General features: G+C 71.7%; 22 protein-coding genes. 10 read left to right on the top strand and 12 right to left on the bottom strand.

Annotation, left to right across the window (positions count from 1 at the left end; all coding sequences use genetic code 11):
- Positions 1–53: 53 nt before the first annotated feature.
- Positions 54–1,364 carry a class I SAM-dependent methyltransferase gene (locus M6I34_RS14025; protein WP_272486300.1) on the bottom strand — a complete coding sequence of 437 codons (1,311 nt, stop codon included), beginning with the start codon at positions 1,362–1,364 and terminating at the stop codon, positions 54–56.
- Positions 1,365–1,416: 52 nt separating this feature from the next.
- On the opposite strand from M6I34_RS14025, the gene M6I34_RS14020 reads away from it, so the two are divergent.
- From M6I34_RS14020 to ttcA, 3 genes are read left to right on the top strand one after another with little or no spacing between them, the layout of a single operon-like run.
- Positions 1,417–2,172 carry a pteridine reductase gene (locus M6I34_RS14020; RefSeq protein WP_272486299.1) on the top strand — a complete coding sequence of 252 codons (756 nt, stop codon included), beginning with the start codon at positions 1,417–1,419 and terminating at the stop codon, positions 2,170–2,172.
- Positions 2,173–2,222: 50 nt separating this feature from the next.
- Positions 2,223–2,597 (top strand): dihydroneopterin aldolase, encoded by a 375-nt coding sequence (gene folB / locus M6I34_RS14015; RefSeq protein ID WP_272486298.1) that lies wholly within the window; start codon positions 2,223–2,225, stop codon positions 2,595–2,597.
- Positions 2,594–3,532 carry a tRNA 2-thiocytidine(32) synthetase TtcA gene (gene ttcA, locus M6I34_RS14010; RefSeq protein ID WP_418953520.1) on the top strand — a complete coding sequence of 313 codons (939 nt, stop codon included), beginning with the start codon at positions 2,594–2,596 and terminating at the stop codon, positions 3,530–3,532. Before folB ends, ttcA begins: the two co-directional genes overlap by 4 nt.
- 51 nt (positions 3,533–3,583) lie before the next feature.
- Here ttcA and M6I34_RS14005 read toward each other — a convergent pair whose 3' ends face one another.
- The 9 genes from M6I34_RS14005 to M6I34_RS13965 form a co-directional block, all read right to left on the bottom strand.
- Positions 3,584–4,747 (bottom strand): PP2C family protein-serine/threonine phosphatase, encoded by a 1,164-nt coding sequence (locus tag M6I34_RS14005; protein ID WP_272486297.1) that lies wholly within the window; start codon positions 4,745–4,747, stop codon positions 3,584–3,586.
- A complete protein-coding gene (locus M6I34_RS14000) occupies positions 4,744–5,697 on the bottom strand; it encodes a patatin-like phospholipase family protein (protein ID WP_272486296.1) in 954 nt (317 codons plus the stop codon). The genes M6I34_RS14005 and M6I34_RS14000 overlap by 4 nt, the downstream gene beginning before the upstream one ends.
- The gene (locus M6I34_RS13995) at positions 5,694–6,566 is read right to left on the bottom strand and encodes a patatin-like phospholipase family protein (protein ID WP_272486295.1); all 873 of its coding nucleotides are present in this window, start codon (positions 6,564–6,566) and stop codon (positions 5,694–5,696) included. The genes M6I34_RS14000 and M6I34_RS13995 overlap by 4 nt, the downstream gene beginning before the upstream one ends.
- A 23-nt stretch (positions 6,567–6,589) precedes the next feature.
- Entirely contained in the window at positions 6,590–6,931 is a 342-nt protein-coding gene (locus M6I34_RS13990) for an STAS domain-containing protein (RefSeq protein WP_272486294.1), read from the bottom strand.
- 28 nt (positions 6,932–6,959) lie between these two features.
- Positions 6,960–7,415 carry an ATP-binding protein gene (locus M6I34_RS13985; RefSeq protein WP_272486293.1) on the bottom strand — a complete coding sequence of 152 codons (456 nt, stop codon included), beginning with the start codon at positions 7,413–7,415 and terminating at the stop codon, positions 6,960–6,962.
- Complete coding sequence (locus tag M6I34_RS13980) at positions 7,412–7,792, bottom strand: response regulator (RefSeq protein WP_272486292.1); 381 nt, start codon at positions 7,790–7,792, stop codon at positions 7,412–7,414. Before M6I34_RS13980 ends, M6I34_RS13985 begins: the two co-directional genes overlap by 4 nt.
- Positions 7,789–10,842 carry an ATP-binding protein gene (locus M6I34_RS13975; RefSeq protein ID WP_272486291.1) on the bottom strand — a complete coding sequence of 1,018 codons (3,054 nt, stop codon included), beginning with the start codon at positions 10,840–10,842 and terminating at the stop codon, positions 7,789–7,791. Before M6I34_RS13975 ends, M6I34_RS13980 begins: the two co-directional genes overlap by 4 nt.
- Positions 10,843–11,116: 274 nt before the next feature.
- Positions 11,117–14,530, bottom strand: coding sequence for an acetyl-CoA carboxylase family protein (locus M6I34_RS13970; RefSeq protein ID WP_272486290.1), 3,414 nt, complete (start codon positions 14,528–14,530; stop codon positions 11,117–11,119).
- Positions 14,531–14,615: 85 nt separating this feature from the next.
- The gene (locus M6I34_RS13965; protein WP_272486289.1) at positions 14,616–16,235 is read right to left on the bottom strand and encodes an AMP-binding protein; all 1,620 of its coding nucleotides are present in this window, start codon (positions 16,233–16,235) and stop codon (positions 14,616–14,618) included.
- Positions 16,236–16,310: 75 nt separating this feature from the next.
- Here M6I34_RS13965 and M6I34_RS13960 point away from each other — a divergent pair, with 75 nt between their 5' ends.
- From M6I34_RS13960 to M6I34_RS13930, 7 genes are all read left to right on the top strand, one after another.
- On the top strand, positions 16,311–17,042 hold the full coding sequence (locus M6I34_RS13960; RefSeq protein ID WP_418953519.1) for a TetR/AcrR family transcriptional regulator: 732 nt from the start codon (positions 16,311–16,313) through the stop codon (positions 17,040–17,042).
- Positions 17,043–17,140: 98 nt separating this feature from the next.
- Complete coding sequence (locus M6I34_RS13955) at positions 17,141–17,785, top strand: DUF4286 family protein (RefSeq protein WP_272486287.1); 645 nt, start codon at positions 17,141–17,143, stop codon at positions 17,783–17,785.
- A 42-nt stretch (positions 17,786–17,827) separates the two neighbouring features.
- The gene (locus M6I34_RS13950) at positions 17,828–18,805 is read left to right on the top strand and encodes a TRAP transporter substrate-binding protein (RefSeq protein WP_272486286.1); all 978 of its coding nucleotides are present in this window, start codon (positions 17,828–17,830) and stop codon (positions 18,803–18,805) included.
- A 19-nt stretch (positions 18,806–18,824) separates the two neighbouring features.
- Entirely contained in the window at positions 18,825–19,325 is a 501-nt protein-coding gene (locus M6I34_RS13945) for a TRAP transporter small permease (protein WP_272486285.1), read from the top strand.
- A complete protein-coding gene (locus M6I34_RS13940; RefSeq protein ID WP_418953518.1) occupies positions 19,322–20,629 on the top strand; it encodes a TRAP transporter large permease in 1,308 nt (435 codons plus the stop codon). The genes M6I34_RS13945 and M6I34_RS13940 overlap by 4 nt, the downstream gene beginning before the upstream one ends.
- Positions 20,630–20,772: 143 nt before the next feature.
- On the top strand, positions 20,773–22,377 hold the full coding sequence (locus tag M6I34_RS13935) for an MFS transporter (protein WP_272486284.1): 1,605 nt from the start codon (positions 20,773–20,775) through the stop codon (positions 22,375–22,377).
- Entirely contained in the window at positions 22,377–22,766 is a 390-nt protein-coding gene (locus M6I34_RS13930; RefSeq protein WP_272486283.1) for a SirB2 family protein, read from the top strand. Before M6I34_RS13935 ends, M6I34_RS13930 begins: the two co-directional genes overlap by 1 nt.
- A 70-nt stretch (positions 22,767–22,836) precedes the next feature.
- Here the strand turns inward: M6I34_RS13930 and M6I34_RS13925 are convergent, their stop codons facing one another.
- Both M6I34_RS13925 and M6I34_RS13920 read right to left on the bottom strand, forming a co-directional pair.
- Complete coding sequence (locus M6I34_RS13925) at positions 22,837–23,970, bottom strand: hypothetical protein (RefSeq protein WP_272486282.1); 1,134 nt, start codon at positions 23,968–23,970, stop codon at positions 22,837–22,839.
- Positions 23,971–24,130: 160 nt separating this feature from the next.
- Positions 24,131–25,858 carry a nitrite reductase gene (locus M6I34_RS13920; protein ID WP_272486281.1) on the bottom strand — a complete coding sequence of 576 codons (1,728 nt, stop codon included), beginning with the start codon at positions 25,856–25,858 and terminating at the stop codon, positions 24,131–24,133.
- Positions 25,859–25,941: the final 83 nt, after the last annotated feature.

The following is a 25,941-nucleotide window of genomic DNA, read 5'->3' as shown; positions in this document are numbered from 1 at the left end:
TTCCCTCCGCGGTGACCGCCCGATTGCGAGTCTCGCGCGAACTCGCGCCGGCTTCAATCGAGACCCTGCCCGCCGAGATCGCTTCCACCGGGCGCGAGCAGCGCCGCGCGCCGGTCGCCGCGCGCGAAGCCGATCGCCTCGTCGGGCAGGCCGCGCGCCCAGGCGATCGCCTTGAACAGCTCGCCCATCTCCGCCTCGGACACCAGCTTCTGCAGCGCGGCCGCCTGGCGTGCCCAGTCGCCCGCCGCCTCGGGCCGGATCCGCATCGCCAGCTCGGGCAGGCCGCAGCCGATCAGGAAGCTGGCCTGCGAGGCGTAGCCGAGCGGCTGCAGTCCCGCCGCCAGGGCGGCGGCGTGCGCGGCGGAAAAGTCGACGTGCGCGGTGATGTCCTGCAGGCCGGGCAGCCACAGCGGGTCATCGTGCGCGCGGTGCCGGTAGTGACAGATCAGCGTCCCCCGCGCGCGCTGCGGGTGGTAGAACTCCGGCCGCGGAAAGCCGTAGTCGATCAGCAGCAAGGCGCCGCGCTCGAGCCGCACCGCCACCGACGCGACCCACGCGGCGGCCTGCTCTCCCAGTTCCGACGCATAGCCGTCGGGCCAGCCCCCCTGGCCCGCCCAACCGGACTCGTCGAGCGCCGCGCGCACCGCCCGCGCGAACGCGGCGTCCGCGGGCCGGTCGGAAAAGGCGAAGCGGGCCGGCTCGCCGGCGGGCGCGGCGCCGGCCTCCGCTTGCTCGCCGCGGCCAGAGGCCGCTCGGCGCTCGGGCGCCGCTGCGTGTTCCAGCGCCACGCCGCGCTCCAGCACCTCGTCGCCGGACAGGCGGAACAGCCGCACCGGCATCGCGTCGAGCAGCTCGTTGCCCAGCACCACGCCCTCGATCCGGTCGGGCAGCCCGGACAGCCATTCGACGCGGTCGAGCGCCTCGGGCACCTGCCGCGCCAGCGTCTCGCGCTGGCGCTCGCGCAGCTCGCCCGACAGCTCGACGATCCGGTAGGCGACCCGGTCCCGGCCCGCCTCGGCCAGCGCCTCGAGCAGCGTCGCGGCCAGCGCGCCGGTGCCGGCGCCGAACTCCCAGATCGTTTCGGGCGCGCCCTGCTCGAACCACTGCCCGAGCTGGGCCGCCACGCAGCGGCCGAACAGCGGCGAGATCTCCGGGGCGGTCACGAAATCGCCGGCCGCGCCGAACTTTCGGCTGCCGCCGGCGTAGTAGCCGAGGCCCGGCGTGTACAGCGCGCGGGCCATCCAGTCGTCGAAGCCGATCCAGCCGCCGGCCGCGCGGATCGCGTCGGCGATCGACGCCGACAGCCGGCGCGAGGCCTCGAGCTGGTCGTCGTCGGGAGCAGGCAGGTTCGCGGGCGAGGGCATGGGCCGGCAGTCTAGATGATTTAAACTGGCCTGTTCATCGAAGCGCTCGAGCATGACGGACAGCCCCTCCCGCCCCGTGGCCCTGGTCACCGGCGCCGCCCGCCGGATCGGCGCGGCGATCGCGTCGCACCTGCACGCCTGCGGCTACGACGTGATCGTTCACTATCGCCGATCGGCCCACGACGCCGAGCGTCTGGTCGAGCGACTGAACGCCGATCGGCCCGGCTCGGCGCTCGCGGCGGCAGCCGACCTGGCCGACCCGGCCGGCTGCGAGGCGCTGGTCGAGCGGGCGGCCGCCTGGCGCGGCGGCCGGCTCGATGCGCTGGTCAACAACGCGTCGAGCTTCCGCCGCACGCCGCTGGGCACGATCGACGACGCGGCCTGGCACGAGCTGGTCGACGGCAACCTGAAGGCCGCGCTGTTCTGCAGCCAGGCGGCCGCCCCGTGGCTGCGCGCTTCGGGCGGCGCGATCGTGAACCTGTGCGACGTCCACACCGAGCGGCCCTTGCGCGAGTTCTCGGTCTACTCGGCGGCCAAGGCCGGCATCGTCGCGCTGACCCGCGCGCTCGCGCTGGAGCTGGCTCCGGCGGTCCGCGTGAACGCGGTGTCGCCCGGCTCGCTCGACTGGCCCGAGGAAGGCATCTTCACCGACGCCGAGCGCGCGGCCACCGAGGCGGCGATCCCCCTCGCTCGGCTGGGCAACGGCCGGGACATCGCGCAGGCGGTCGAGTTCCTGCTGCGCGGCAACCGGTACGTCACCGGGCACGTGCTGGCCGTCGACGGCGGCGCGAGCCTGGTCTCGCGCTGACCGGCCGCGCCACGATCCCGGACTCGCGGGCCCACCAGACCGGATACACGATGCAAGACAGCTTCCACGACTGCTATCGCCTGCTGGTGCAGGACGTCGAGATCGACTGCTTCCTCGGCGTCTACGAGCACGAGCAGGCCCGCAAGCGGCCGATCGTAGTCGAGGTCGAGATGTACGTGCCGCACGCCACGAAGATCTCGCGCCGCGACGAGCTGGCCGAAACGGTCAACTACGAGCGCGTCGTCGAGACGATCGAGCGGGTCGTCGGCGACCGCCGGTTCCGGCTCGTCGAGACCCTGTGCGCCGAACTGGCGGACGAGATCGCGCGCCTGCCCGGCCTGCGCGCGCTGAAGGTGTCGGTCACCAAGCCGCAGCCGCTGCCGCGCGCGAAGGCGGTTCGCGTCGAAGTCTGGAGGCATCCGTGAGCACGATCCTGGAACCGTCCGCGCGCAAGCTCGAGAAGCTCGCCTACGAGCGCAACAAGCTGCTCAAGCGGCTGCTGCGGCTCACCGGCCAGGCGATCGGCGACTTCGGCATGATCGAGGACGGCGACCGCGTCATGGTCTGCCTGTCCGGCGGCAAGGACAGCTACGGCCTGCTCGACCTGCTGCTCACGCTGCGCAGCCGCGCGCCGATCTCGTTCGACGTCGTCGCGGTCAACCTCGACCAGAAGCAGCCGGGCTTTCCGGAGCACGTGCTCCCCGACTACCTGGGCAAGCTCGGCGTGCCATTCCACATCGAGAACCAGGACACCTACTCGATCGTCACCCGGGTGATTCCCGAGGGACGCACGATGTGCTCGCTGTGCTCGCGGCTGCGCCGCGGCATCCTGTACCGGGTGGCCGACGAACTCGGCGCCACGAAGATCGCGCTGGGCCACCACCGCGACGACATCCTCGAGACCTTCTTCCTGAACATGTTCTTCGGCGGCAAGCTCAAGGGCATGCCGCCCAAGCTGGTGTCCGACGACGGCCGCCACATCGTGATCCGGCCGCTCGCCTACGTCGAGGAGAGAGACCTCGAGGCCTACGCCGAGTGGCGCGAGTTCCCGATCATCCCCTGCAACCTGTGCGGCTCGCAGGAGAACCTGAAGCGGCGCGAGATCAAGCAACTGATGCGCGAGTGGGAGAAGCGCTTCCCCGGCCGGGTCGACAACATCTTCGCCGCGCTGTCGCGGGTCACGCCCTCGCACCTGATGGACCGCTCGCTGTTCGACTTCACCGGGCTGGCCGCCACCGGCGCGCCGGTCGAGGACGGCGACATCGCCTTCGACGTGAGCCCGGAATTCGAGGCCGCGCCGGCGGCAGGCGCCGACGCCGCGCTGCCGGTCGTAGAACTGGTCCGCCGCAAGCCGGCCTGACGCGCCGCGGCGCGCGGCTCGAGGCACGCACGGCGCCGCGGCGCGCGCGGATCAGGCGGCCACCGCGCGCCCGATCGCCAGCATCGTCACGTCGTCCGGCAGCTCGTCGCCGAACGCCTCGATGCCCGCCACGACCTGGTCGAGCAGCCCGTCCACCGCGCCCTGCCGCTGCGCGATCCGGGCGAGGATCCCGGCCTCGCCGAACGGCGCGGCGGGCGTGCCGGCGTCGGTCACGCCGTCGGTGAAGGCCAGCAGCAGGTCGCCGGGCTCGATGCGGGTGGCGCCGATTCCGAAGCGCTGGCCCGGCAGGATTCCCAGCGCCGGGCCGGTCGTGCCCAGCCTCTCGACCGCGCCGCCTGCGCGCGCGTGCAGCGGCGCGTCGTGCCCGGCGTTCACGTAGGCGAGCTCGCCGCTGCGGGGGTCGAGCACCGCCACGAAGGCGGTGGCGAACATGTTCGAGCTGCCGTGAACCGTCGCGATGTAGTCGCTGGTCGCGCGCGCCGTACGCGCCAGCGTGGCGTGCGCGTCGGCATCGGGCTGCTGGGTCGCGATCGCGCGGATCAGGCTGCGGAACAGCGCCATGTACAGCGCGGCGCCGACCCCCTTGTCGCAGACGTCGGCCACCACCAGTGCGATGCCGTCGCCGACCGGGAAGACGTCGTAGAAGTCGCCGGCCACCTGCCGGGCCGGCAGGAAGCGCGCGCCGATGTCCCAGCCGTCGAGCCGGGGCAGCGACTCGGGCAGGAATCCCGACTGTATCCGCCTGCCGATCTCCAGCTCGCGCGCGATCGCCTGCAGTTGCCTGCGCTCGGCGTCGCGCAGTCGCTTGCGGGCCAGCGAGGACTCGACCCGCGCGCGCAGCACCGCCGGGTCGAAGGGCTTGGGCAGGTAGTCGTCGGCGCCGAGTTCCAGGCAGCGCACGACGCTCTCGCTCTCGTCGATCGCCGAGACCATCACGACCGGCACGTGGCGAAGCGCCTCGTCGGTCTTCATCGTCTCGAGCACCTGGTAGCCGTCCATGCCCGGCATCGTGATGTCGAGCAGCACGAGGTCGAACTCGCCTCCGCGCAGCGACTCCAGGGCCCGGATGCCGTCCTCGGCGATCGCCACCTCGTGGCCGAGCCGCTTCAGGCGGCGCGCGAGCAGCTCGCAGTTCGCCGGAACGTCGTCGACGACGAGCAGGCGGGCCGGCGCGTCGGGCGCGAATCCGTTCATGTCGCCTCCGCTTGCACGCCCGCGCCGCCCTGGCGGGTCTGCCGGCCCTGGTCACCGGCGCCATCCCGACCGCCCGCGTCAGACAGGCCAAGCAGCCGCTTGAGGTAGGGCAGCTCGCGCTTCGTGGCGATCTCGCCCTGCTCGATCAGGTAGCCGATCTGGTCGACGTCGGCGAGCCGGATCCGCCTGTCCAGGTCGGGGATCATCGGGATCACCTCGGCATGGTGGGCCACGCTGTAGAAGGCGAGCTGCGAGCGAAGCAGGTTGTTGACCGTGGCGGTCTTCAGGTGCAGCACCAGCTGCATCAGGTTGTCCACCTCGGTCTGCAGCGACTCCTCGAAGCCGATCGCGACGATCACGTCGGCGCCCTCGCGCATCGCCACGTCGACCGGCAGCGGATCGGAGGCGCCGCCGTCGATCAGCAGGCGGCCCGCCACGCGCCAGGGCGGCAGCACCATCGGGATCGCGATGCTGGCGCGCAGCGCGTCGGCCAGGCTGCCGCTGGCCAGCACCACCTGGTCGCCGCTGTGGAAGTCGGTGGCCACGATCCGCAGCGGCATGCCCAGGTCGCCGAACTCGCCGTCGCCGACGAAGTCGCGGATCGCCGCGTTGACCTTGCGATCGTCGAGCAGCGCGAATTCGGGCCCGAAGCCGAAGGCGCGAGGCAGCAGCGCGCGCGGCACCGCCCGGTAATCGAGCGACTGGAACATGCCGTGCAGGCTCGCGACGAAGCGCTCGGCCTGGCGATCGGCGGCCTCGGCGCCGCGCGCGAGCCAGACTGCGCACAGGCTGCCGCCGCTGCAGCCGACCGTCAGGTCGATCGGCACGCCGGCATCGCGCAGCGCGCGGATCGAGCCGAGCGCCGCCGCGCACTTCAGGCCGCCGGAGCCGACCACGACGGCGACCCGGGGCCGGCGGGCGCCGGCCCCGGAAGGAGGCGTCACGGTCACGGCGCCGTTCCCGCCGCAGCCGTGCTGCCCAGCAACTGGCGCAGGTAGGGCAGCTGCTCCTCGGCGGCGCGCTGGCCCTCGTCGATGACGTAGCCGATCTTGCCGGTGTCGAACAGGCGGACGCGCTCGCGGAACTCCGGGAGGATCGCGATCACCTCGCTGTGATGCGCCAGGCTGTGGAACGCGAAGCGCGACTTGAGCAGGTTGTTCGACATGATCGCGCTGAGCTGGAACGCGAAGCGCCCGGCCGACTTCACCGATTCCTGGAAGGGGCTCTCGAAGCCCAGCGCGATGATCACGTCGGCGCCGTTCTTCATCGCGACGCTGATCGGCAGCGGGTCGGCCAGGTAGCCGTCAACAAGCAGCCGGTCGCCGATGCGCCACGGCGTGAAGGCGAAGGGCAGGGCCACGCTGGCGCGGATCGCGTCGACCAGGCTGCCTTTCGACAGCACGACCAGCTCGCCGTTGGCGAAGTCGGTGGCGGTCACGTGCAGCGGCACCTGCAGGTCCTCGATCCGGGCGTCGCCGAACGCCCGCTTCAGCCGCTGCATGATCAGCGCGTCGTCGCGCAGCCCGAAGCCCTCGGTGCGAAAGCCGAGCATGCGCGGCGCGATCGCGCGCAGCATCGCCATCGTGTTCCGCTTGCCGGTGATCTCCTTCGTCCACAGCTCGGAGGTCATGCGCGCGGCGTCGTCGCCGGTGTGGCCCGCCGCGATCAGCGCGGCGTAGATCGATCCCGCGCTGCAGCCGACCAGCATGTCGACCGCGATGCCCTCGCGCGCGAGCACCTTCTGGATGCCGATCGCGGCCGCGCACTTGACGCTGCCCGAACCGATGACCAGCGCGACGCGCTTCCGATTGACGGTCATGTGCGACTCCGGGTCGTGTGGGATCAGGCGCCGTCGAAGCTGACGACCGCGTCGTCGACGTCGGGGAACAGGTTCAGGATGCTTGTGAAGCCCGAGATCTCGAGCACCCGCAGCACCGGCGGCGATACGCCCGCCAGCCGCAGGTCGCCGCCGCGCCGGCGCGCGTCCTTCACCGTGGCGAGCAGGGCCCTGAGGCCCGCGCTGCTGATGTACTCGACCTGCGTCAGGTCGGCCACCAGCCTGTAGCGGTCGCTGCCGAGCGCATCGAGCATCGCGCCGGTCAGCGTTTCGGCGGTCAGGCTGTCGACGCTGCCCGCAATCTCCACGACCGTCACCTGCTCCACGGTCCTCATCTGGATCTGCATCTGGAGTTTCCTCGGTACTGGTTTCTCGTCAATTCGGGGCCGCCCGCTCGAGGCGGCGGATCATCGTCAGCCGGTTGCCGCCGCCCTCCCTGGGGGCGTGCCGCACTTCGTCCATCAGTTCGCCGATCAGGAACCATCCGAGCCCGCCGATCGGCCTGTCCTCGACGGCGGCCTCGAGCTCCGGGGCCCGGATCGCCTCGGGCGCGAAGGGCCGGGCGCGGTCCGCGACCTCGATTCGCACCTGCGACGCCTCGTCCGCGATCGTGAGCTCGATCGGCCCCGGCGGCGCGCCCGCGTAGCCGTGGTCGATCACGTTGACGCAGGCCTCCTCGACCGCGAGCCGCACCGCGTGCGCGGTCTGCTCGTCGAAGCCGGCCTCCCGGGCCACCTCGATAGCGAAGCCGAGCAGCTCGGGCAGGCTGGCGCGCACCGCCTCGCGGGTGATGCGCCGCTCGATCCGGACCCGCGCCGTCGCCGCGCTCACTGCCCTCCCCCTTGCTCGCCGAGCAGGGCGGCGATCTTCTGCAGCAGGCGGGGCAGCTCGACCGGCTTCGTGTCGAAGTCGTCGCAGCCGGCGGCCATCGCCTGCTCGCGATCGCCCGACATCGCGTGCGCGGTCAGCGCGATGACCGGGATGCGCCGGGTCGCGTCGTCGGCCTTCAGCCGGCGGGTCGCCTCCCAGCCGTCGATCACCGGCAGGCTCAGGTCCATCAGGATCAGGTCGGGCGCCGAATCGCTGGCTCGCGCCAGCGCCTCGCCGCCGTCCGCCGCGGTCACGACCTGGTAGCCCTGTCGCGTCAGCCGGCGCGACAGCATGTCGCGGTTCAGTTCGTTGTCCTCGACGAGCAGGATCGTCGTCATGATCTCGGATCTCCTGCCGCGGCAAGCGGCATCGGCACCCCGCTGGGCGTGCGGGCCGGGATCCGCACGGTGAAGCTCGCCCCGGCCCCCGGCACGCTCTCGGCCTTCAGCTCGCCGCCCATCATCGCGCAGAGCCGGCGGCTGACCCGAAGGCCCAGGCTGGGCGCCGCCGGATCGAGCGAGGCGAGCTCCTGGGCCACGTCCAGCGGCCTGGCCAGCATCGCGAGCTGCTCGTCGGCCAGCCCGGGGCCGGAATCCGCGACCTGGAAGACCAGCCACTTGTCGTCGACCGTCGTCGACAGCGTCACGCGCCCGTTGCGCGAGCGCCTGCCCGCGTTCAGCAGCAGGTTCACCAGCACCTGCTTGAGGCGGGGCGCGTCGCCCAGCCACGCGCCCTCGCCGATCTCGGTGGAGACCTCGAGCACGCCGCCGTTGCGCTCGACGACCGGCCTGGCGAGCGCGGCGAGGTCGCGCAGGATCCGGCCGAGATCCAGCCGGTCGAGCGCGGCCCGCTCGTCGCGCACGTCGTGGAAACGGGCCAGCGCGATCATCGTGTCGAGCGTGTCGCGCATCTGCAGCCCCGCCGCCCGGATCGCCGACAGGTCGTGCCTGCGCTGTTCCCCCGAAGCCTGGTCGAGCTCCTCGGTCAGCAGCTCGCTGTAGCCGATGATCGCGTTCAGCGGCGTGCGCAGCTCGTAGCCGGTCTTCGACAGGAACGCGAGGCGCGCGTCGACCGTTCCCTCGGCGGCAGCGGCGACGTCGACCAGCGCGCTCAGGTCCTCGATGCAGGCGATGACCGTCTTCTCGCCGCCGTAGCCGAGGTACTCGGCCGAGATCCAGCCGGGAAAGCGCGTGCCGTCGGCGCGCTGGAACTCGATCTGGAGCCTGCGCACGCGGCCGTCCCGCGACAGCGTGCCGAGGAAGCGCTCCCGATCGACCGCCTCGGCGTAGTACAGGTGATGGACCGACTTGCCGGCCAGCGACGCGACCGTGCAGCGGAACAGCTCCTCGCAGCGCGGGTTGCACTCGAGGATCACGCCGTCGGAGATGCGCACGATCAGCAGGAACACCGGGGCGTTGTCGATCAGGCCGCGCACCGCCGCGGCGCTCTGCTCGGCCGAGCGGCGCGCCCTCAGCAGCTCCATCTCGGACTCCTTCATCCGGGTGACTTCCTTCGCGAAGCCCTCGAAGTGGGTGACGCGGCCCTGCGGATCGCGCACCGCGCAGGCGTCGAGCGACAGCCAGATCAGCTCGCCGTCCTTGCGCCGCGCCTGGCACTCGAAGTCGGCGACCGATCCGTCGCGCATCAGCCGCGATCGCAGGTCGGCGAGCTGGGCCGGGTCGGCGAACAGCTGGCGCGACAGGTCGGTGACGTGCTCGCGCATGTCCTCGGGCGAGTCGTAGCCGAGGATGCGGGCGGTCGCCAGGTTGACCTCGGGATGCGAGCCGTGCGCCGGCAGGCGGAACACGAGCGGGGCGCTCGCGCTCCCGGAGAGGATCCGGTAGCCCTCCTCGGTGAAGCGCCAGCCGTCGGTCGTCGGGCGCTGGGCGGCGGGCGCGCCGGCCACCGGCGCCGAGGCCGAGGAAGCCGCGCGGCTCGCCACGCCCGATGCGACGCGGGCCGCCCGCTCACCGGCCGCAGCATCCGCACGCGTCGCCGAGACCGGCAGGGTCACGATGAAGCTCGTGCCGCGGCCGAGCGCGCTCCGCACCTCGATCCGCCCGCCCATCAGCTCGACGAGCCGCTTGCTGATCGCCAGCCCCAGGCCGGTGCCGCCGTACTTGCGCGTGGTCGTGGAGTCGGCCTGCGTGAAGGGGCGAAAGAGCTTGGCGCGCTGCTCGTCGGACATGCCGATGCCGGTGTCGGCGACCTCGAGCCGCAGGCACTCGGCGCCGTCGTCGCCGGCCGCCCGGGACGCGCTCACCGTGACGCTTCCGTCGTGAGTGAACTTGCCCGCGTTCGACAGCAGGTTGAGCAGCACCTGCCGGAGCCGGATGCTGTCGCCGGTGATCGTGCCGAGATCCGCCGGCACCCGCTTCTCGAGCTGGTTGCCCTGCTTGCGGACCAGCGGCAGCGCGGTCGCGCAGACCTCCTCGATCACCAGCCCGGGGCTGAACCGGTCCACCACCAGGTCGATCTTGCCGGCCTCGATCTTGGCGAGGTCCAGCACGTCGTTGATCAGCCCGAGCAGGTGCTTGCCGGCGCCCTGGATCTTCTTCAGGTCGTCGAGCAGCGCGGCGTCGGCCTGGTCGCCGAGGTCTTCCTGCAGCATCTCGCTGTAGCCGATGATCGCGTTCAGCGGCGTGCGCAGCTCGTGGCTCATGTTGGCCAGGAAGGCGCTCTTGGCGCGGTTGGCCGACTCGGCGAGCTCGCGCGCGCGCTCGGCCTCGACCCGCTCGGTCTCGGCCAGGTCGTAGGTGGCCTCGAGCACCCGCTTCTGCTCCTCGAGCTCGGTGCGGCGCTCCAGCGCCTCGCGCTTCGAGCGCTGCGCGCCGCGCGCCTCGACGTAGGAGCGCCAGCCGAACACCGCGGTGAACAGCACGACGCCGATGCCCGACACCGAGGTCGTCAGCATCGACGATTCGGGCTCGAAGCTGAAGCCGGTCGCCAGCGCGCCGAGCATCATCCCGACCACCGACCAGCCGAGGCCGTTGACCGCGTGCCGCGCGCCGCCGACGCTCAGGTTCGTGGCGTTGACCGACGCGAACATCGTGACGCCGGCCCAGATGCTGAATCCGCTCAGCGCGGTGACGAGCCCGGTCATCAGCGAGTCGATCAGCAGATTGCGCAGCTCGGCGCCCTTCGAATCCCGGCTGCGGCGCGCGATCTGGTAACCGATGTGCGACCAGGCGAGCAGGTAGAAGCTGGTCAGCGCCCAGACCCAGGCGGGCGTCGGCCGGCCGACGTAGACGGAGCCCACGACGACGAACATCGCCAGGTGCGCCATGACCCGCACCGGATAGTCGAGCTCGACGATCGGGTGCACCTTGCGGCGCGCCGCCTGCGGTGGCTGCCGCGCCCCGGTCCGGGCGGCATCGACCGTGCTCATCCTGCCTCCCTGGCGCTCGGTGTCCCGGGGGTCTTCGCCAGCGTTTTTCTTCTTCTGGCCGGAATGTCCCGGAGGGTGGAATCCTGGCGTGGGGCGCTGCTCGATGCCACGTCGGGAATTCGCTCCCTTTTAAACCGCGGGCGCCTTGCTCGTCAAACCCTCTTCTTCCACAGTCGTGAAGCCTTCCCGGTCGGGGGACCAAACAGGCCTCGCCGCATCGCGCCCGGGCGGCCGCCCGGCCCGGGGCCTGCTTCCGCCCGGGCTGCCGCCGGCCTCACCAGGTATCGACGAAGCGCCCGGCCTCGCGCAGCGGCGCCAGCGCCGCCGACTCGAGCCCCCGAAACAGCCAGTCGCGGGTGCTCGCCGGGTCGATCACCGCGTCGATCTCGAGGTGGACCGCGGTATTGATCGCCGAGCCCTTCTCGTATTGCCGCGCGACCAGCTCGCGGTACAGCGCGTCGCGCTCCGGCCCCTCGGGCGCCGCCTCGAGCTCCTTGCGAAAGCCCAGCCTCACCGCGCCTTCCAGCCCCATGCCGCCGAACTCGCCGGTCGGCCAGCTCACGGTGAAGGCCGGCGCATGGAAGCCGCCCGCGGCCATCGCCATCGCGCCCAGCCCGTAGCCCTTGCGCAGCACGACCGCGAAGAAGGGCACCCGCAGCTTCGCGGCCGCCACGAACATCCGGCTCACGTGCCTGACCTGCGCGCGGGTCTCGATCTCGGGCCCGACCATGAAGCCCGGCGTGTCGATCAGCGACACGATCGGCAGGCCGTGCGCGTCGCACAGCTGCATGAATCGCGCCGCCTTGTCGGCCGCGTCGGCGTCGATCGCGCCCGACAGGTGGAACGGGTTGTTGGCGAGCAGGCCCACCGGCCGTCCCGCGATCCGCGCCAGCGCGGTGTGGATGCCAGCGCCGAAGCCGGTACGCAGCCACAGCAGCGAACCGGTGTCGACCAGGCCCTCGATCGCCGCGCGGGTGTCGTATACCCGCAGACGGTTCTCGGGCACCACGCCGCGCAGCAGCTCCGGATCGGGCGAGCGCCAGGCGTCGGTGCGCCCCTGGAACATCGACAGGTAGTGCTTCGCGGCCGCGACCGCCTGCGCCTCGTCATCGACCAGGATGTCGATGACGCCGTTGGCGTGCTGGACCGAACTCGGCCCGATCTCCTCGGGCCGGAACACGCCCAGGCCACCCCCCTCGATCATCGCCGGGCCGCCCATGCCCAGGTTGCTGTCGCGGGTCGCGACGATCACGTCGGCGCAGCCGACCAGCGCGGCGTTGCCGGCGAAGCAGCGGCCGGCCACGATGCCGACCACCGGCACCCGGCCGCTCAGCGCGGCGAAGGACGCGAAGGTCGTCAGGTCGAGCCCGGCCACCACCGGCATGTCGACGTCGCCGGGCCGCCCGCCGCCACCCTCGGCGAACAGGACGACCGGCAGGCGCTGGCGGGCCGCCAGCTCGAGCATCCGGTCGGTCTTGGCGTGGTTGCGGAAGCCCTGCGTGCCTGCCAGCACGGTGAAGTCGTAGGCCATCACCACGCAGCGCGAGCGCTCGGCGCCGAAGCGCTCGCGGTTCACGCTGCCGATTCCGGTCACCATGCCGTCGCCCGGCGTGTTCGCGACCAGGTCGTCCATAGAGCGGCGCCGGCTCTGCGCGGCCACGGTCAGCGCGCCGTACTCGACGAAGGAGCCCTCGTCGCACAGGTCGGCGATGTTCTCGCGCGCGGTGCGCAGCCCGCGGGCGTGGCGCTTCGCGACCGCCTCGGTCCGCGCCGCGTCGAGCGTGAAGGCGTGGCGGTCGAGGATCCGCCGCAGGTCGGCGCGGATCGCGCGCGGGTCGGTGCCGCCGCCGGCCTCGCCCCCCGCCTCGTCGAGCTCGAGCGGCTCGACCAGGACCAGCGCCTGCGCCTCGGCCACCTGGTCGCCGGCCGCGGCCCTGGCCTCGACGACGCGCCCGGCCGTGCCGGCGGTCACCGTGTGCTCCATCTTCATCGCCTCGAGCACCGCCACCGTCTGCCCGGCGCGCACCAGGTCGCCCGCCGCCACCGACAGCTCGGCGAGACGGCCCGCCATCGGCGCGCGGATCGCGGCGAGGCCCTCGGGCAGCGCTTCGGCCGGGCCGGCGTGCGGCGGGGGCAGGGGCGGATGCGCGCCACCCGGGGCGCCGCCGGGGGCCGCCGCGTCGAGTCCGGCCTGCGCATCGCCCGCGGCGGCCCTCGCCGCAAGCTCGGCGCCCTCCGCCTCGAGTTCGGCCGCGCGGGCCAGCAGCGGCCCGAGGATCGCCTCGAAGTGCCGGGTGTGCACCGCCTGCGTCGCGAACTCCTCTCGCTCTGCCAGCGCGCGCAGCAGCCACAGGTTCGTCGCGATGCCCTCGATCCGGGTCTCGCGCAGCGCGCGCTGGCCGCGGCGCACCGCCTGCGCGAACTCGCCCGGCGACGACACCACGAGCTTGGCGAGCAGCGTGTCGTAGTGCGGCGACGGCGCGTATCCGGGGCGGCCGTGCGTGTCCACCCGCACGCCGGGGCCGGCCGGCAGGTCGAAGCGATCGAGCCGGCCCGAAGCCGGCCGGGCGAGCCCCTGCGCGTCCAGCGACTCGGCATTGATCCGGAACTGGATCGCGAAGCCCTGCGGCTTCGGCGGGCGCAGCGGGTCGAGGCCCGCCTCGCGCAGCGAGGCGCCCGCCGCGATCCGGAGCTGCACGGCCACCAGGTCCACGCCGGTGACCGCCTCGGTGATCGTGTGCTCGACCTGCAGGCGCGGGTTGGCCTCGATGAACACGAAGGGCAGGTCCGGCGCGTCGCCCTCGTCGACCAGGAACTCGAAGGTGCCCAGGCCCCGGTAGCCGGCCTCGCGGGCCATGACCAGCGCCGCCTCGACGATCCGTTCGCGCAGCGCCGGCGCCAGCGCCGGGCTGGGCGCGACCTCGACCAGCTTCTGGAAACGCCGCTGCAGCGTGCAGTCGCGTTCGCCCAGCGCGACGACCTCGCGGCCGTCGCCGACCACTTGCACCTCGATGTGGCGCGCCCGCGCGATCAGCCGCTCGGCGTAGACGTCGGCGACGCCGAAGGCCGCGCGCGCCTCCGAGGTGCAGCGGGCAAAGGCCTCGGCGAGCGCGTCGCGGGAAGTGACAGCGCGCATCCCGCGCCCGCCGCCGCCGCCGACCGCCTTGATCACGATGCCGCGCCCCGCGCCGGCGGTCACGCTCGGCGGAGCCTCGCCGCCCAGCTGCGCGTCGACCGAGCACCCGTGCGCGTCGTAGAACTCCTCGATCTCGGCCAGCGTCGCACCGCCGCGGGTCGAGGGCATGACCGGCACGCCGCACTGGCGCGCGTGGTCGATCGCGATCGCCTTGTCGCCGAACAGCTCGAGCTGCGCGACGGTCGGCCCCACGAAAACCAGCCCCGCCTTGGCGCAGGCCGCCGCGAACTCCGGGCGCTCGCTCAGGAAGCCATATCCCGGATGCACCGCATCGCAGCCGGCGCGCAGCCCGGCGGCGACGATCGCCTCGATGTCCAGGTAGGCCGCTGCCCCGGTCGCATCGAGCGGCACGCAGTCGTCGGCGAGCGCAAGGTGCGGCAGCGCGGCGTCGTCGCGCGAGTGCACCGCCACGGTGGCGATGCCCAGGTCGCGCGCCGCGCGCAGGATCCGCAGCGCGATCTCGCCGCGGTTGGCGATCAGAAGCTTGTTCACTTTTCCCCGGCCTCCTCGCGCCGGCCCATCCTCGCGGCCCGCGCCGTCTTTGCCTCGCGCCCCGCCCCTTCCGGGCCGGGGCGCGTCAGTCGTCCTTCAGCAGCCTGCGCAGCATCTTGCCGGCGCCGGTCGCCGGCAGCGCATCGCGGAACACCACCTGGCGCGGCGCCTTGTACACCGCCATGTTCTCGCGCGCCCAGGCCACCACTTCCGCCTCGCTCGGCTTGTCGGCCTCGGCCAGCCCGGGCTTCAGCACCACGAAGGCCCTGACCACCTCGCCCTTCTCCGGATCGGGCACGCCGATCACGCCGGCCTGCGCGATCGCCGGATGGCGGGTCAGGATGCTCTCGACCTCCTCGGGGAACACGCTGTAGCCGGAGACCTTGATCATCTCCTTGAAGCGGCCCATGAAGCTCAGGTAGCCGTCGGCGTCCACCCGGCCCATGTCGCCGGTGTGGACCCAGCCGTCGCGCAGCGTCTTCGCGGTGGCCTCGGGCTTCTTCCAGTAGCCCTTGAACACGCCGCGGCCGCGGATCGTGATCTCGCCCGGCTCGCCGACCGGCATCTCGCGGCCGGTGTCGGGGTCGACGATGCGCACCTCGTTGCCCGGCACCGGCCTGCCGTGCGTGCCCCAGCGGACCGCGTCGCAGGGCATCGCGGTGTCCATCGTGTGGGTCTCGGAAAGCCCGTAGGCCGCCTCGAAGCTCGCGCAGTTCGGCGCGAAGCCCTGCCACTGCTTGGCCAGCGCCTCGGTGAAGGTGATGCCGAAGCTGGTGACCGGGTTCATCCGCAGGCTGGACAGGTCGAAGCCGCTCGCGCCGGGAACCTGCATCGCGGCCACGTTCATCGGCGCGATGCTGTACCACCAGCTGACCCGGTGCCGCTCGATCGCCTGCAGCGCGGCCTTCGGGTCGAAGCGGTACAGCAGCACCGAGGTTGCGCCGGCGTACACGCTCATGTCCACGCCCATCAGCATGCCGGCGATGTGGTAGAGCGGCGCGATCGCCAGCATCACGTCGCCGGGGCCGACGCGGTACACGTCCACCGACACCGCGGTCTTGTACAGCGCGTTGTCGAAGCTCAGCATCGCCCCCTTGGGCAGCCCGGTGGTGCCCGAGGTGTAGGTCATCAGCGCGACGTCGTCCATCGCCACCTCGACCGCCGGCGGCCGCTCGCCGCTGCGCGCCGCCGCGAGGAAGTCCTCGGCGCCCTCGGGCGCCTGCCGCGGCGCCGCGCGCATCGCCGCCAGCTCCTCGGGCAGGTCGATGGACGGCGCGGCCGGCAGCATGTCGGCGTAGTGCACGACGAACACGTGCTCGAGCCGGGTGCTCGCCCGCACCTTGTCGACCACCGGCAGCAGCGGCGCGGCCGCCACGATCACCCGCGCGCCGAGATCGTCGAGCTGGTACTGCAGCTCGTGCTCCTTGTTCAGCGGCCCGCAGGGGCAGACGATCGCGCCGAGCTTCTGGATGCCGTAGTGCGCGATCGCGTACTGCGGGCAGTTCTGCATGAACAGCGCCACCGGCTCGCCCTTGCGCACGCCGAGCCTGGCGAGCCGCGCGGCGAACGCGTCGCTGAAGCGGTCGAGATCGCCGTAGCTCAGCTCGGCGCCGTACCAGATGTAGGCCGGGTGCCCGGGTCGCTCGCGGGCATGGCCGCGCAGGATCTCGTGCAGGGGCCTCCCGCCCCGGTCCGGTGTGCTCATCGCCGCTGCCTCCGTCGTCGCGCCGGGCCCGATCGCGCTTGTGGCCCGCCGGGCAAGGATGCCACAATTCTACCGATGGGTAGGAAGCCTCGAGCCGATTCCGGAAGCTTGCCGGGCCGCGCCACCGGCCGCCAGGCGAGCGCCACCGCGGCCACCGACGAGAAGCGCGAGCGGATCATGGCGGTGGCCGCCCGCCTGTTCTTCGAGCACGGCTACGCGAACACCACGATCGCATCGATCGCCCGCGAGCTCGGCGTGACCAAGCCCTACGTCTACTACTACTTCCGCGACAAGCTCGAGCTGTTCGAGGCGATCTCGTGGCGGCCGACCGTCGAGTGCCTGACCGCTATGGACTTCGGCGCCGACGACCCCCGCCCCGCCCACCTGAAGCTCGCCGAGGGCCTGGAGAAGCTGATCCGCGCCACCGTGCTCCACCATCCCGCCGCGACGCTGCCCTACCGCGAGCCCCAGGTCTACGGCGAGCGCTACCGCGAGGCGCTGCGCCGGCTCGCCGACCGCTTCTACTCGCGCACGGTCGAGCTGCTCGAGCAGGCGCGGCGCGACGGCATGGCCGACTTCGGCGACGCCAAGGTGACCGCGCTGGCGGTGGCCAGCATTCCGGGCTTCCTCTACACCTGGTACCGCCCCGACGGCCGTCTCGGGCAGGACGCGGTGGTGGCCGAGCTGACCCGGATCGCATCGAGGGCGGCTGGCCTCGGGCCGCGCGATCGTGGCAGGATCGACCAGGGGCGCGGGCCGGCAGCAGCCGTCCCGCCGAAGCGGTCTGCAGGGCGCGCCACGAGATAAGAGAATCTTATCGCCCAGGCACAGTTTTTATTGTTGGACATGAACCCGCGCCGCTCGGAGACTCTCCGACCTGGCAAACGCATGCAGCGACACCCGTCATGAACACCCACCGCCCACCGCGCGGACAGCTCTGCATCTGGACCGACGTCGACCCGGCCCACGAGCTCGACTTCAATCGCTGGTACGACCGCGAGCACATGCAGGAGCGCGTGGCGATCCCCGGCTTCCAGTCGGCCCGCCGCTTCCAGGCGATCGGCAGCTGCCCGCGCCCGTATCTCGCGCTCTACTACACCGACGACATCGCCGTGTTCCGCAGCGACGCCTACCGCAACGCGTTCGCGAACCAGACGCAGTGGTCGCTGCGCAATTTCGAGCGGATGCGCGGCACGCAGCGACGGGTCGGCGAGCTGGCGCTCGAGCTCGGCCAGGCCGGCGGCGAAGGCGGCTCGCTGGCCGCCTTCGTGGTGCCCGAGGGCCGCGTGGCCTTAGAGCGCCTTCGCGAGGCACTGGCGAAGGTGGCCGGCGCGGACCACGTGATCCGGGCCTCGATGCTGCGCACCGACCCGGCGCTGTCGGCGCCGGTCACGCCGAACACCCCGCCGGTGCCGGCCGACTGGATGGTCACGATCGAGGCCACCCAGTCCGAAGTCGCGTTCGACCAGGCGAGCGCGCTGGCAAAATCGCTCGAACTCGCGCCCGGAGGCGTCTATGCTTTCCGGCTGCTCTGGCGCCTCGGCGCCTGATTCGCCCCGTCCGTTGAACCGAGAACCGAAGGAGCTTCGCAGATGAATCCGATCCGCCGTTACACGCTGCCCGCAGTGGCCGCCCTGGCGCTGGGCGCCACCACCGCCCAGGCTGCCGAGCGCTGGAACATGTCGGCCGAACAGCCCGACGGCAACTACATCACCGTGACCGCGCGCGAGTTCGCCGAAGACGTGAACAAGGCGACCAAGGGCGAGGTCGAGATCAAGGTCCACTCGAACTCGGTGCTGTTCAAGCGGCAGGAGGTCAAGCGCGCGGTCCAGACCGGCCAGGTGCAGGTCGGCGACATGCTGATCTCCTTCCTGGGCAACGAGGACCCGATCTTCGAGGTCGACGCGGTGCCGCTGCTGGCCCGCGACTTCGACGCCGCCTGGAAACTCTGGCAGGCCAGCCGCGAGAAGCTCGCCGCCCGCCTCGAGAAGCAGGGCATCAAGCTGCTGTACAGCGTGCCCTGGCCGCCGCAGAGCATCTACACCAAGAAGCCGGTCAGCACGATCGCCGACTTCAAGGGCATGAAGTTCCGCGCCTACAACGCCGCCACCGCGCGCCTGGCCGAACTGATGGGCGCGGTGCCCGCCACCGTGAACTCGGGCGACGTCCCGCAGGCCTTCGGCACCGGCCTGATCGAGGCGATGATCACCTCGCCGGCCACCGGCGTCGACACCCAGGCCTGGGACTTCTCCAAGTACTACTACGACGTGAAGGCCTTCATCCCGAAGAACGTCGCCATGGTCAACGCGCGCGCCTTCGCCAAGCTGTCGCCCGACGCGCAGAAGGCGGTGATGGCCGCCGCCGAGCGCGCCGAGAAGCGCGGCTGGGAGCTGGCCCGCACCAAGACCGACGACCTGGTCGCCACGCTGAAGAAGAACGGCATGGAGGTCGGCCCGGCCCCGGCCGCGATCGAGGCCGAGCTGGGCAAGATCGGCGGCATCATGGCCGACGAGTGGCTGAAGAAGGCCGGCGCCGACGGCAAGGCGGTGCTCGACGCGGCCAAGCGCTGATCCGCACGCCGCGCCCGCGATGACGCTGCTGCACCGGCTCTACAGGCTCTCCGGCTACCTGTCGGCCGCGAGCCTGGTCGCGATCTGCGCGCTGATCCTGGCGCAGATCGTGGCGCGCAGCCTCGGCCACATGGTCCCGGACGCCGACGAGTTCGCTGCCTGGGCCATGGCGGCCTCCGGCTTCTTCGGCCTGCCGTACGCGCTGCACGCCGGCGCGCACATCCGGATCACGTCGGCCGTGCGCTTCCTGCCGGAGCGTCTTCGCCACTTCGCCGAGGTCATCGCCACCGCCCTGGGCCTGGCGGTGGCCGCCTACCTGGCCTGGTACTGCACCTTCTTCGTCATCGAGAGCTACACCTTCAAGGAAGTCTCGCCGGGGCTGCTCGCGCTGCCCATGTGGATCCCCCAGGTCTCGATGGTCGTCGGCACGGTGCTGCTCGCGCTGGCCTTCGCCGAGCGCCTGCTGTGCGTGCTGCGCGGCCGGGGCTTCGAGACCGGCGAAGGCAGCACGGGGGAATGATGGACCTTCTCTGGGTCGGCCTGGTCCTGCTCGCGGCGCTGTTCCTGTTCCTGGGGCTGGGCGTCTGGGTCGCCCCCGCGCTGATCGGGGTCGGCATCCTCGCGATGGAATTCTTCGCCGGGGCGCCCGCCGGCTCGATCCTCGCCACCAACAGCTGGACCTCCGGGGCCAGCTGGACGATGACCGCGCTGCCGCTGTTCATCTGGATGGGCGAGATCCTCTACCGCACCCGGCTGTCCGACGACATGTTCGCCGGCCTGTCGCCCTGGGTCGGCAAGCTTCCCGGCCGCCTGATGCACGTGAACGTGCTCGGCTGCGGCATCTTCGCGGCGGTCAGCGGATCGTCGGCGGCCACCGCCGCCACGATCGGGCGCATCTCGCTGCCCGAGCTGAAGTCGCGCGGCTACCCCGAGTCGGTGTCGCTCGGCTCGCTGGCCGGCTCCGGCACGCTGGGCCTGCTGATCCCGCCGTCGATCATCATGATCGTCTACGGCGTGGCGGCGCAGGTTTCGGTCGCGCGCCTGTTCATCGCCGGCGTGCTGCCCGGCCTGCTGCTGCTCGCGCTGTTCTCCGGCTACATCATGCTGTGGTCGGCGCTGAACCGCGGCCAGATCCCGCCCGCCGACCCGCCCACCAGTTTCACCCAGAAGCTGCGGGCGTCGGCGCGGCTGATCCCGGTGATCCTGCTGATCGCCGGCGTGATCGGCTCGATCTACGCGGGCTTCGCCACCGCCACCGAGGCCGCCGCCGTCGGCGTGGTCGGCGCGCTGCTGATCGCGCTGTTCTCCGGGGCCCTGACCCGCGCCACGCTGATGGACAGCCTGCTCGGCGCGGTGCGCACCTCGTGCATGATCTTCTTCATCCTGCTGGGCGCCGCCTACCTCACGTCCGCGATGAGCTTCACCGGCCTGCCGGCCGCGCTGGCCGACTGGATCGTGGCCATGAAGCTCGAGCCCTGGATGCTGCTGGTGGCGCTCACGCTGTTCTTCGTGATCCTCGGCTGCTTCCTCGACGGCATCTCGATCGTGCTGCTGACCACCTCGGTGATCCTGCCGGCGGTGCAGGCCGCCGGCATCGACCTGCTCTGGTTCGGGATCTACGCGATCCTGGTCATCGAGATGGCCCAGATCACGCCGCCGGTCGGGTTCAACCTGTTCGTCGTGCAGAACCTGACCGGCAAGGACATCTTCACGGTGGCCCGCCACAGCCTGCCCTTCTTCATGCTGATGGTGATCGCTGTCGTGCTGATCAGCGTCTTCCCCGAGATCGTGCTGGCGCTGCCTCAGGCGATGGTCGGCCGCTGAGTTCTCCGCCGCCGCGGGCGACGGCCGGCGCCGAAGGCGCCCCGGCGATCCGGGATCGGCACCGGGCGCGGCCCGGCGGCGGCGGTTTCGTCGTATCCTGAGGCGACCGCCCTTCGCCTCCAGCCCAAGTGCCCGCCCCCGCCATGCCCCCGGAATCGGCGACGTCCTCCTCGTCGCCGTGGGCGCCGCTGTTCGAGCCGGTCTTCCGCAAGCTGTGGGGCGTCTGGCTGATCGCCAACGTCTGCATGTGGATGAACGATGTCGCCGCCGCCTGGCTGATGACGTCGCTGACCACCTCGCCGGTGATGGTCGCGCTGGTGCAGACCGCGTCCACGCTGCCGGTCTTCCTGCTCGGCCTGCCCAGCGGGGCCCTGGCCGACATCGTCGACCGGCGCCGCTATTTCATGATCACCCAGTTCTGGGTCGCGATCTCGGCCACCCTGCTGTGCCTGGCGATCGTCTCGGACATCATCAACCCGGTGCTGCTGCTGCTGCTCGTCTTCGCCAACGGCATCGGCCTGGCGCTGCGCTGGCCGGTCTACTCGGCGATCGTGCCGGGCCTGGTGCCCAGGTCGCAGCTGCCGTCGGCGCTGGCGCTGAACGGCGTGGGGATGAACGCGTCGCGGATCGTCGGCCCGATCGTCGCCGGCATGCTGATCGCCGGCGCGGGCACGGCCTGGGTCTTCGTGCTGAACGCGGTGCTGTCGGTGCTCGCCGGGCTGCTGATCCTGAGCTGGCGCAGCGAGAGCAAGCCGAGCTCGCTGCCCGGGGAGCGCTTCCTCGGCGCGATGCGGGTCGGCCTGCAGTTCGTGCGCCAGTCGCCGCGGATGCGCACCGCGCTGCTGCGCATCTTCACCTTCTTCGCGCAGTCGACCGCGATCCTCGCGCTGCTGCCGCTGGTCGCGAAGCAGATGCCCGGCGGCTCGGCGGGCACCTACACGCTGCTGCTCGCCTCGATGGGCGCCGGAGCGATCGTCTCGGCCATGCTGATCCCGCGCTTTCGCAGGCGTTACGGGCCCGACGACATCGTCCGTTACGGCAGCTGGATCCAGGCCGGCTCGATGGTCGTCGTCGTGTTCGCGCCGAACGTCTGGATCGCGCTGCCGGGCATGGTCGTGGGCGGCATCGCCTGGCTGACCGTGGCCAACACGCTGTCGGTGGCCGCCCAGCTGTCGCTGCCCGACTGGGTGCGGGCGCGCGGCATGGCCACCTACCAGATGGCGATCATGGGCGGCAGCGCGATCGGCGCGGCGCTCTGGGGGCAAGTGGCCACGCTGACCGACCTGCGCACCAGCATCGTGGCGGCGGCTGCCGCCGGCGTGGCCGCGCTGTGGCTGACCCGGGGCCGCACGCTGGAAGGCACCGCGGTCGAGGACCTGACCCCCACGCACCGGATCAAGGCGCCGGTGCCGGCCTGGCAGTTCGATCCGCGCGACGGCCCGGTGCTGGTCACGATCGAGTACCGGATCGACCCGGCCCGCGCCGCCGAGTTCCGCGAGCTGATGCAGGAGACCGGCCGGCGCCGGCTCAGCCGCGGCGCGCTGTCCTGGGAACTGTTCCGCGACGTGTCCGACCCGGGTCGCTTCGTCGAGTACATGGTCGACGAGTCCTGGCTCGAGCACCTGCGGCACTTCGACCGGCTCACCGCGGCCGACGAGGCGCTGCGCGACCTCAGGCACTCCTTCCACATCGGCGAGCAGCCGCCGGTGATCACGCGAAGCATCGCCGACACGCCCCATCGCCACTGATGCCCGACTACCTGATCCTCAAGCACATCCACGCCACCGCGGCCACGCTCAGCATCGCCGGCTTCGTGCTGCGTTACGCGTGGATGATCCGCGGCTCGCCGCTGCTGCAGGCGCGTGCCGCGAAAGTGCTTCCTCACATCGTCGATACGGTGCTGCTGGCCAGTGCGATCCTGCTGGCGGTGCAGGCCGGTGTCGCGCCGTGGTCGGCCGGCTGGCTCGGGTTCAAGGTCGTCGCGCTGCTCGCCTACATCGTGCTCGGCACCGTGGCGCTCAAGCGCGGCCGCACCCGCGGTGTGCGGATCGGCGCCGGCGCGGCCGCGATCGCGGTGTTCGCGGCGATCGTCTGGGCGGCCCGCTACAAGTCGCTGCCGCTGATCGGCCCGCTCTGAGCCGGCGCGCCGCGCCTCGGCGGGGCTCCACGTCCCGTGGCCCCAGGTCCGGGGCCGCGCCCGCGTCGGCTCACTCGGCGGCGCGCACCGCGTCGAGCCAGCGTCCCGAACCGTCGATCATCGCCACGCAACGCCCGTCGGCCGACGCGCGCAGCGCCACGCCCTCGGGCGCTGCCTCGACCCGCGGCCGCGCTTTCGCCGCGAGGCTGGCGCCGTCCACCACCGCCAGCGCCACGCCGCCGTCGACCCTCAGCGCCGCGGCCGCCCGCGCGCTCGACCCCGCGCTCGACCCCGCGCTCGACCCCGCGGTCGACACCACGCCCGCGCCCAGCGGCAGCAGCGCGAGCAAACTGCCCGGCAGCTGCGCGGGCGGCGTGAGCCGCCAGCTGCCGGACTCGAAGCGCATCAGCTGCGCGTCGTCCCGCACGCCGACCAGCCAGCCGCGAGCGGTCTCGCCGCGCCAGGCCGCTGCCAGCCAGGGCTCCCGTGGCTCGGGCAGGCGGGCGATCTCCCGGCGGACCTCGAGGTGCAGCACCGACACCCTGCCGGCCGTGTCGATCCGCAGCCACTCGTAGGGAGCCGGCCCGGCGAGCAGCCCTGCCGTGTGCGAGGCCACCGGGGCCACGCGCGGCGTGAAGCGACCGGGCAGGGCCACCGCCTCGCCCATCCGGTAGTCGTGCACCAGCCCTTTCAGCACCGGCGGCGCGTCGCTCGCCAAGGCGAGCTCCCAGGTCTCGGGCGCCGCGGCCTGCTCGGCGAAGCCGGCCAGGAAGCTCGCGCGGCCCGGCACGCTCGCCAGGGCGCCGACGCGCGCCGGCGAATCTGGCAGATAGCGGTGCACGGTGGCCAGCGTGCGAGCGTCGTGGATCCGCAGCGGCTCGGCGCCGGCACCGCCGACCGCGACGAGGTCCGCACCCGGCCCGGAAGCCGCCAGCCTGCTTGCCCCAGGAACCGTCGCCGCCGAGCCCGCGTGCCGGAACGACGGCAAGTCGAAGGCCGCCAGCCGCCCGCCGACGATCGCGAACGCGCGCCATCCGGACGGGCCCTCGCCGCCCAGCCGGGCCATCGCCGGCGCGCCCGCCAGTGCGTCGGGAAGCTCCAGGCTGCCCAGGCTGCGGCCGCTCGAGCACTCGAGCAGCGCGAGCCGGCGTCCATCGTCGCCGGCCGCCAGGATCCAGTCGGCGCCGGCACCCGCGGCTTCCACGGCCGCGGCTCCCGCAGCCGCGGCGGGCCCGATCGAGCAGAGCGCGGCAGCGCCGAGCGAGAAAAGCGCGACCGCCCCGCGGCGGACGCGCCGAAAGAAAAAAGGGCGACCACAGCAGGCCGCCCGAAGCTCACGAGGAGACTGTGTCACGCAGCGCGCATCAGTACACGTCGTTCTGCGTGTTGTACACGTTGAACTTGCCGGTGGGCGTGATCAGTTTCGGATCCTTGATCACCGCCTTCAGCTTGCGGGTCTTGTCGTCGACCACCACGATCGCGGACTCCTGGTTCTTCGCGCTCCACACCGAGAACCAGACCTCGTCGCCCGCCTTGTTGTACTCGGGCTGGGTGATCCGCTTCGCGCCCTCGCCGATTCCGGCCCAGTCGCCGATCGGGAGCACTTGGAAGGGCTTGTCGAGGTTCTTCAGGTCGAACACCGCGACCGACTGCGAGATCTTCGGATCGGGGTTCAGCGGCGTGTCGACCCACAGGTTGCTCGACTTCGGATGGGTCTTGATGAACAGGTTGCCGCCGCCCTGCGCCTTCAGCGACTGGACCACCTTCCACGCGTTGCCCTTGTGCTTCTCGGGGTCGGTGCCGATCAGCGCGATCGTCTCGTCGCCCAGGTGGCCGGTGGCCCAGACCGGACCGAACTTCGGATGCACGAAGTTCGCGCCGCGCCCGGGGTGCGGGATCTTGCCTACGTCGACCAGGGCAGCGAGCTTGTTCTTCTTGCTGTCGACCACCGCGATCTTGTTCGACTGGTTGGCCGCCACCAGGAAGTAGCGCTTGCTGGCGTCCCATCCGCCGTCGTGCAGGAAGCGCGCGGCGCCGATCTCGGTCGTCTTCAGGTTGTCGATGTCGCTGTAGTCGACGACCAGGATCTTGCCGGTCTCCTTCACGTTGATGATGAACTCGGGCTTGTCGTGCGTGGCCACGATCGACGCTACGCGCGGCTCGGGGTGATACTCCTGCGCGTCGACCGTAGTGCCGCGGGTGCTCTGGATCTTCAGCGGCTCGAGGGTCTCGCCCTTCATGATCACGTACTGCGGCGGCCAGTAGGACCCCGCGACCGCGTAGACGTCGGAGAACTTCTTGTTCTTCGACGTCTCGACCGAGCGCGCCTCGAGGCCGATGCGGATCTCCGCGACGTTGTCGGGCGTCTCCATCCACAGGTCGATCAGGTTGATCTTCGCGTCGCGGCCGATCACGTACAGGTAGCGGCCCGATGCCGAGGTGCGCGAGATGTGCACCGCGTAGCCGGTCTTGACGATGTTGATGATCTTCTTCGACGCGCCGTCGATCAGCGCCACCTCGCCGGTGTCGCGCAGCGTGACCGAGAACAGGTTGCTGATGTCCCAGTCGTTCATCTTCTTCTTCGGACGCTTGTCCGGAGGCACGATGACCTTCCAGGTCTTCTTCATGTCGGCCATGCCGAACTCGGGCGGCGTCGGCGGCTCCTGCTGGATGTAGCGCGCCATCAGGTCGACCTCGGCATCGGTCAGGTCGCCCGAGGTGCCCCAGTTGGGCATGCCGGCCGGCGAGCCGTACTTGATGAAGGTCTTCAGGATCTCGGTGCCGCGCTCGAGCGTGATGTCGGGCGTGAGCGGCTTGCCGGTCGCGCCCTTGCGCAGCACGCCGTGACAGCCGGCGCAGCGCTCGAAGTAGATCTGGCGCGCCTTGTCGAATTCCGCCTTGGTCATCGGCGGAGCCTTCGGATTGATGTTCTGGTGCATCTCCTCGCCGGCCAGCGGCGAGCTGCCCGCCTGGTAGCGGATCTCGGGCTCGGTCACGCCCTTCTTGTCCTGCGCCGAGCCGATCGACGGCGCCGCGGCGAACACGCCGGCGACGACGGCCGCCACCGGCAACCACTTGATCCCTGCCTTCATTTGGCTTCTCCTTGTTGGCCCTTGCACACGTGGGTCCTTAAATATGCTTTTGCGCTGCATCAATGTGGCAATTGTTAATCCGG

This window comes from Zeimonas sediminis (assembly GCF_023721795.1).
GTDB classification, from domain to species: domain Bacteria; phylum Pseudomonadota; class Gammaproteobacteria; order Burkholderiales; family Burkholderiaceae_E; genus Zeimonas; species Zeimonas sediminis.
Note: the sequence above shows the minus strand (reverse complement) of the source record. Positions and strands in the feature narration are given on the sequence as shown.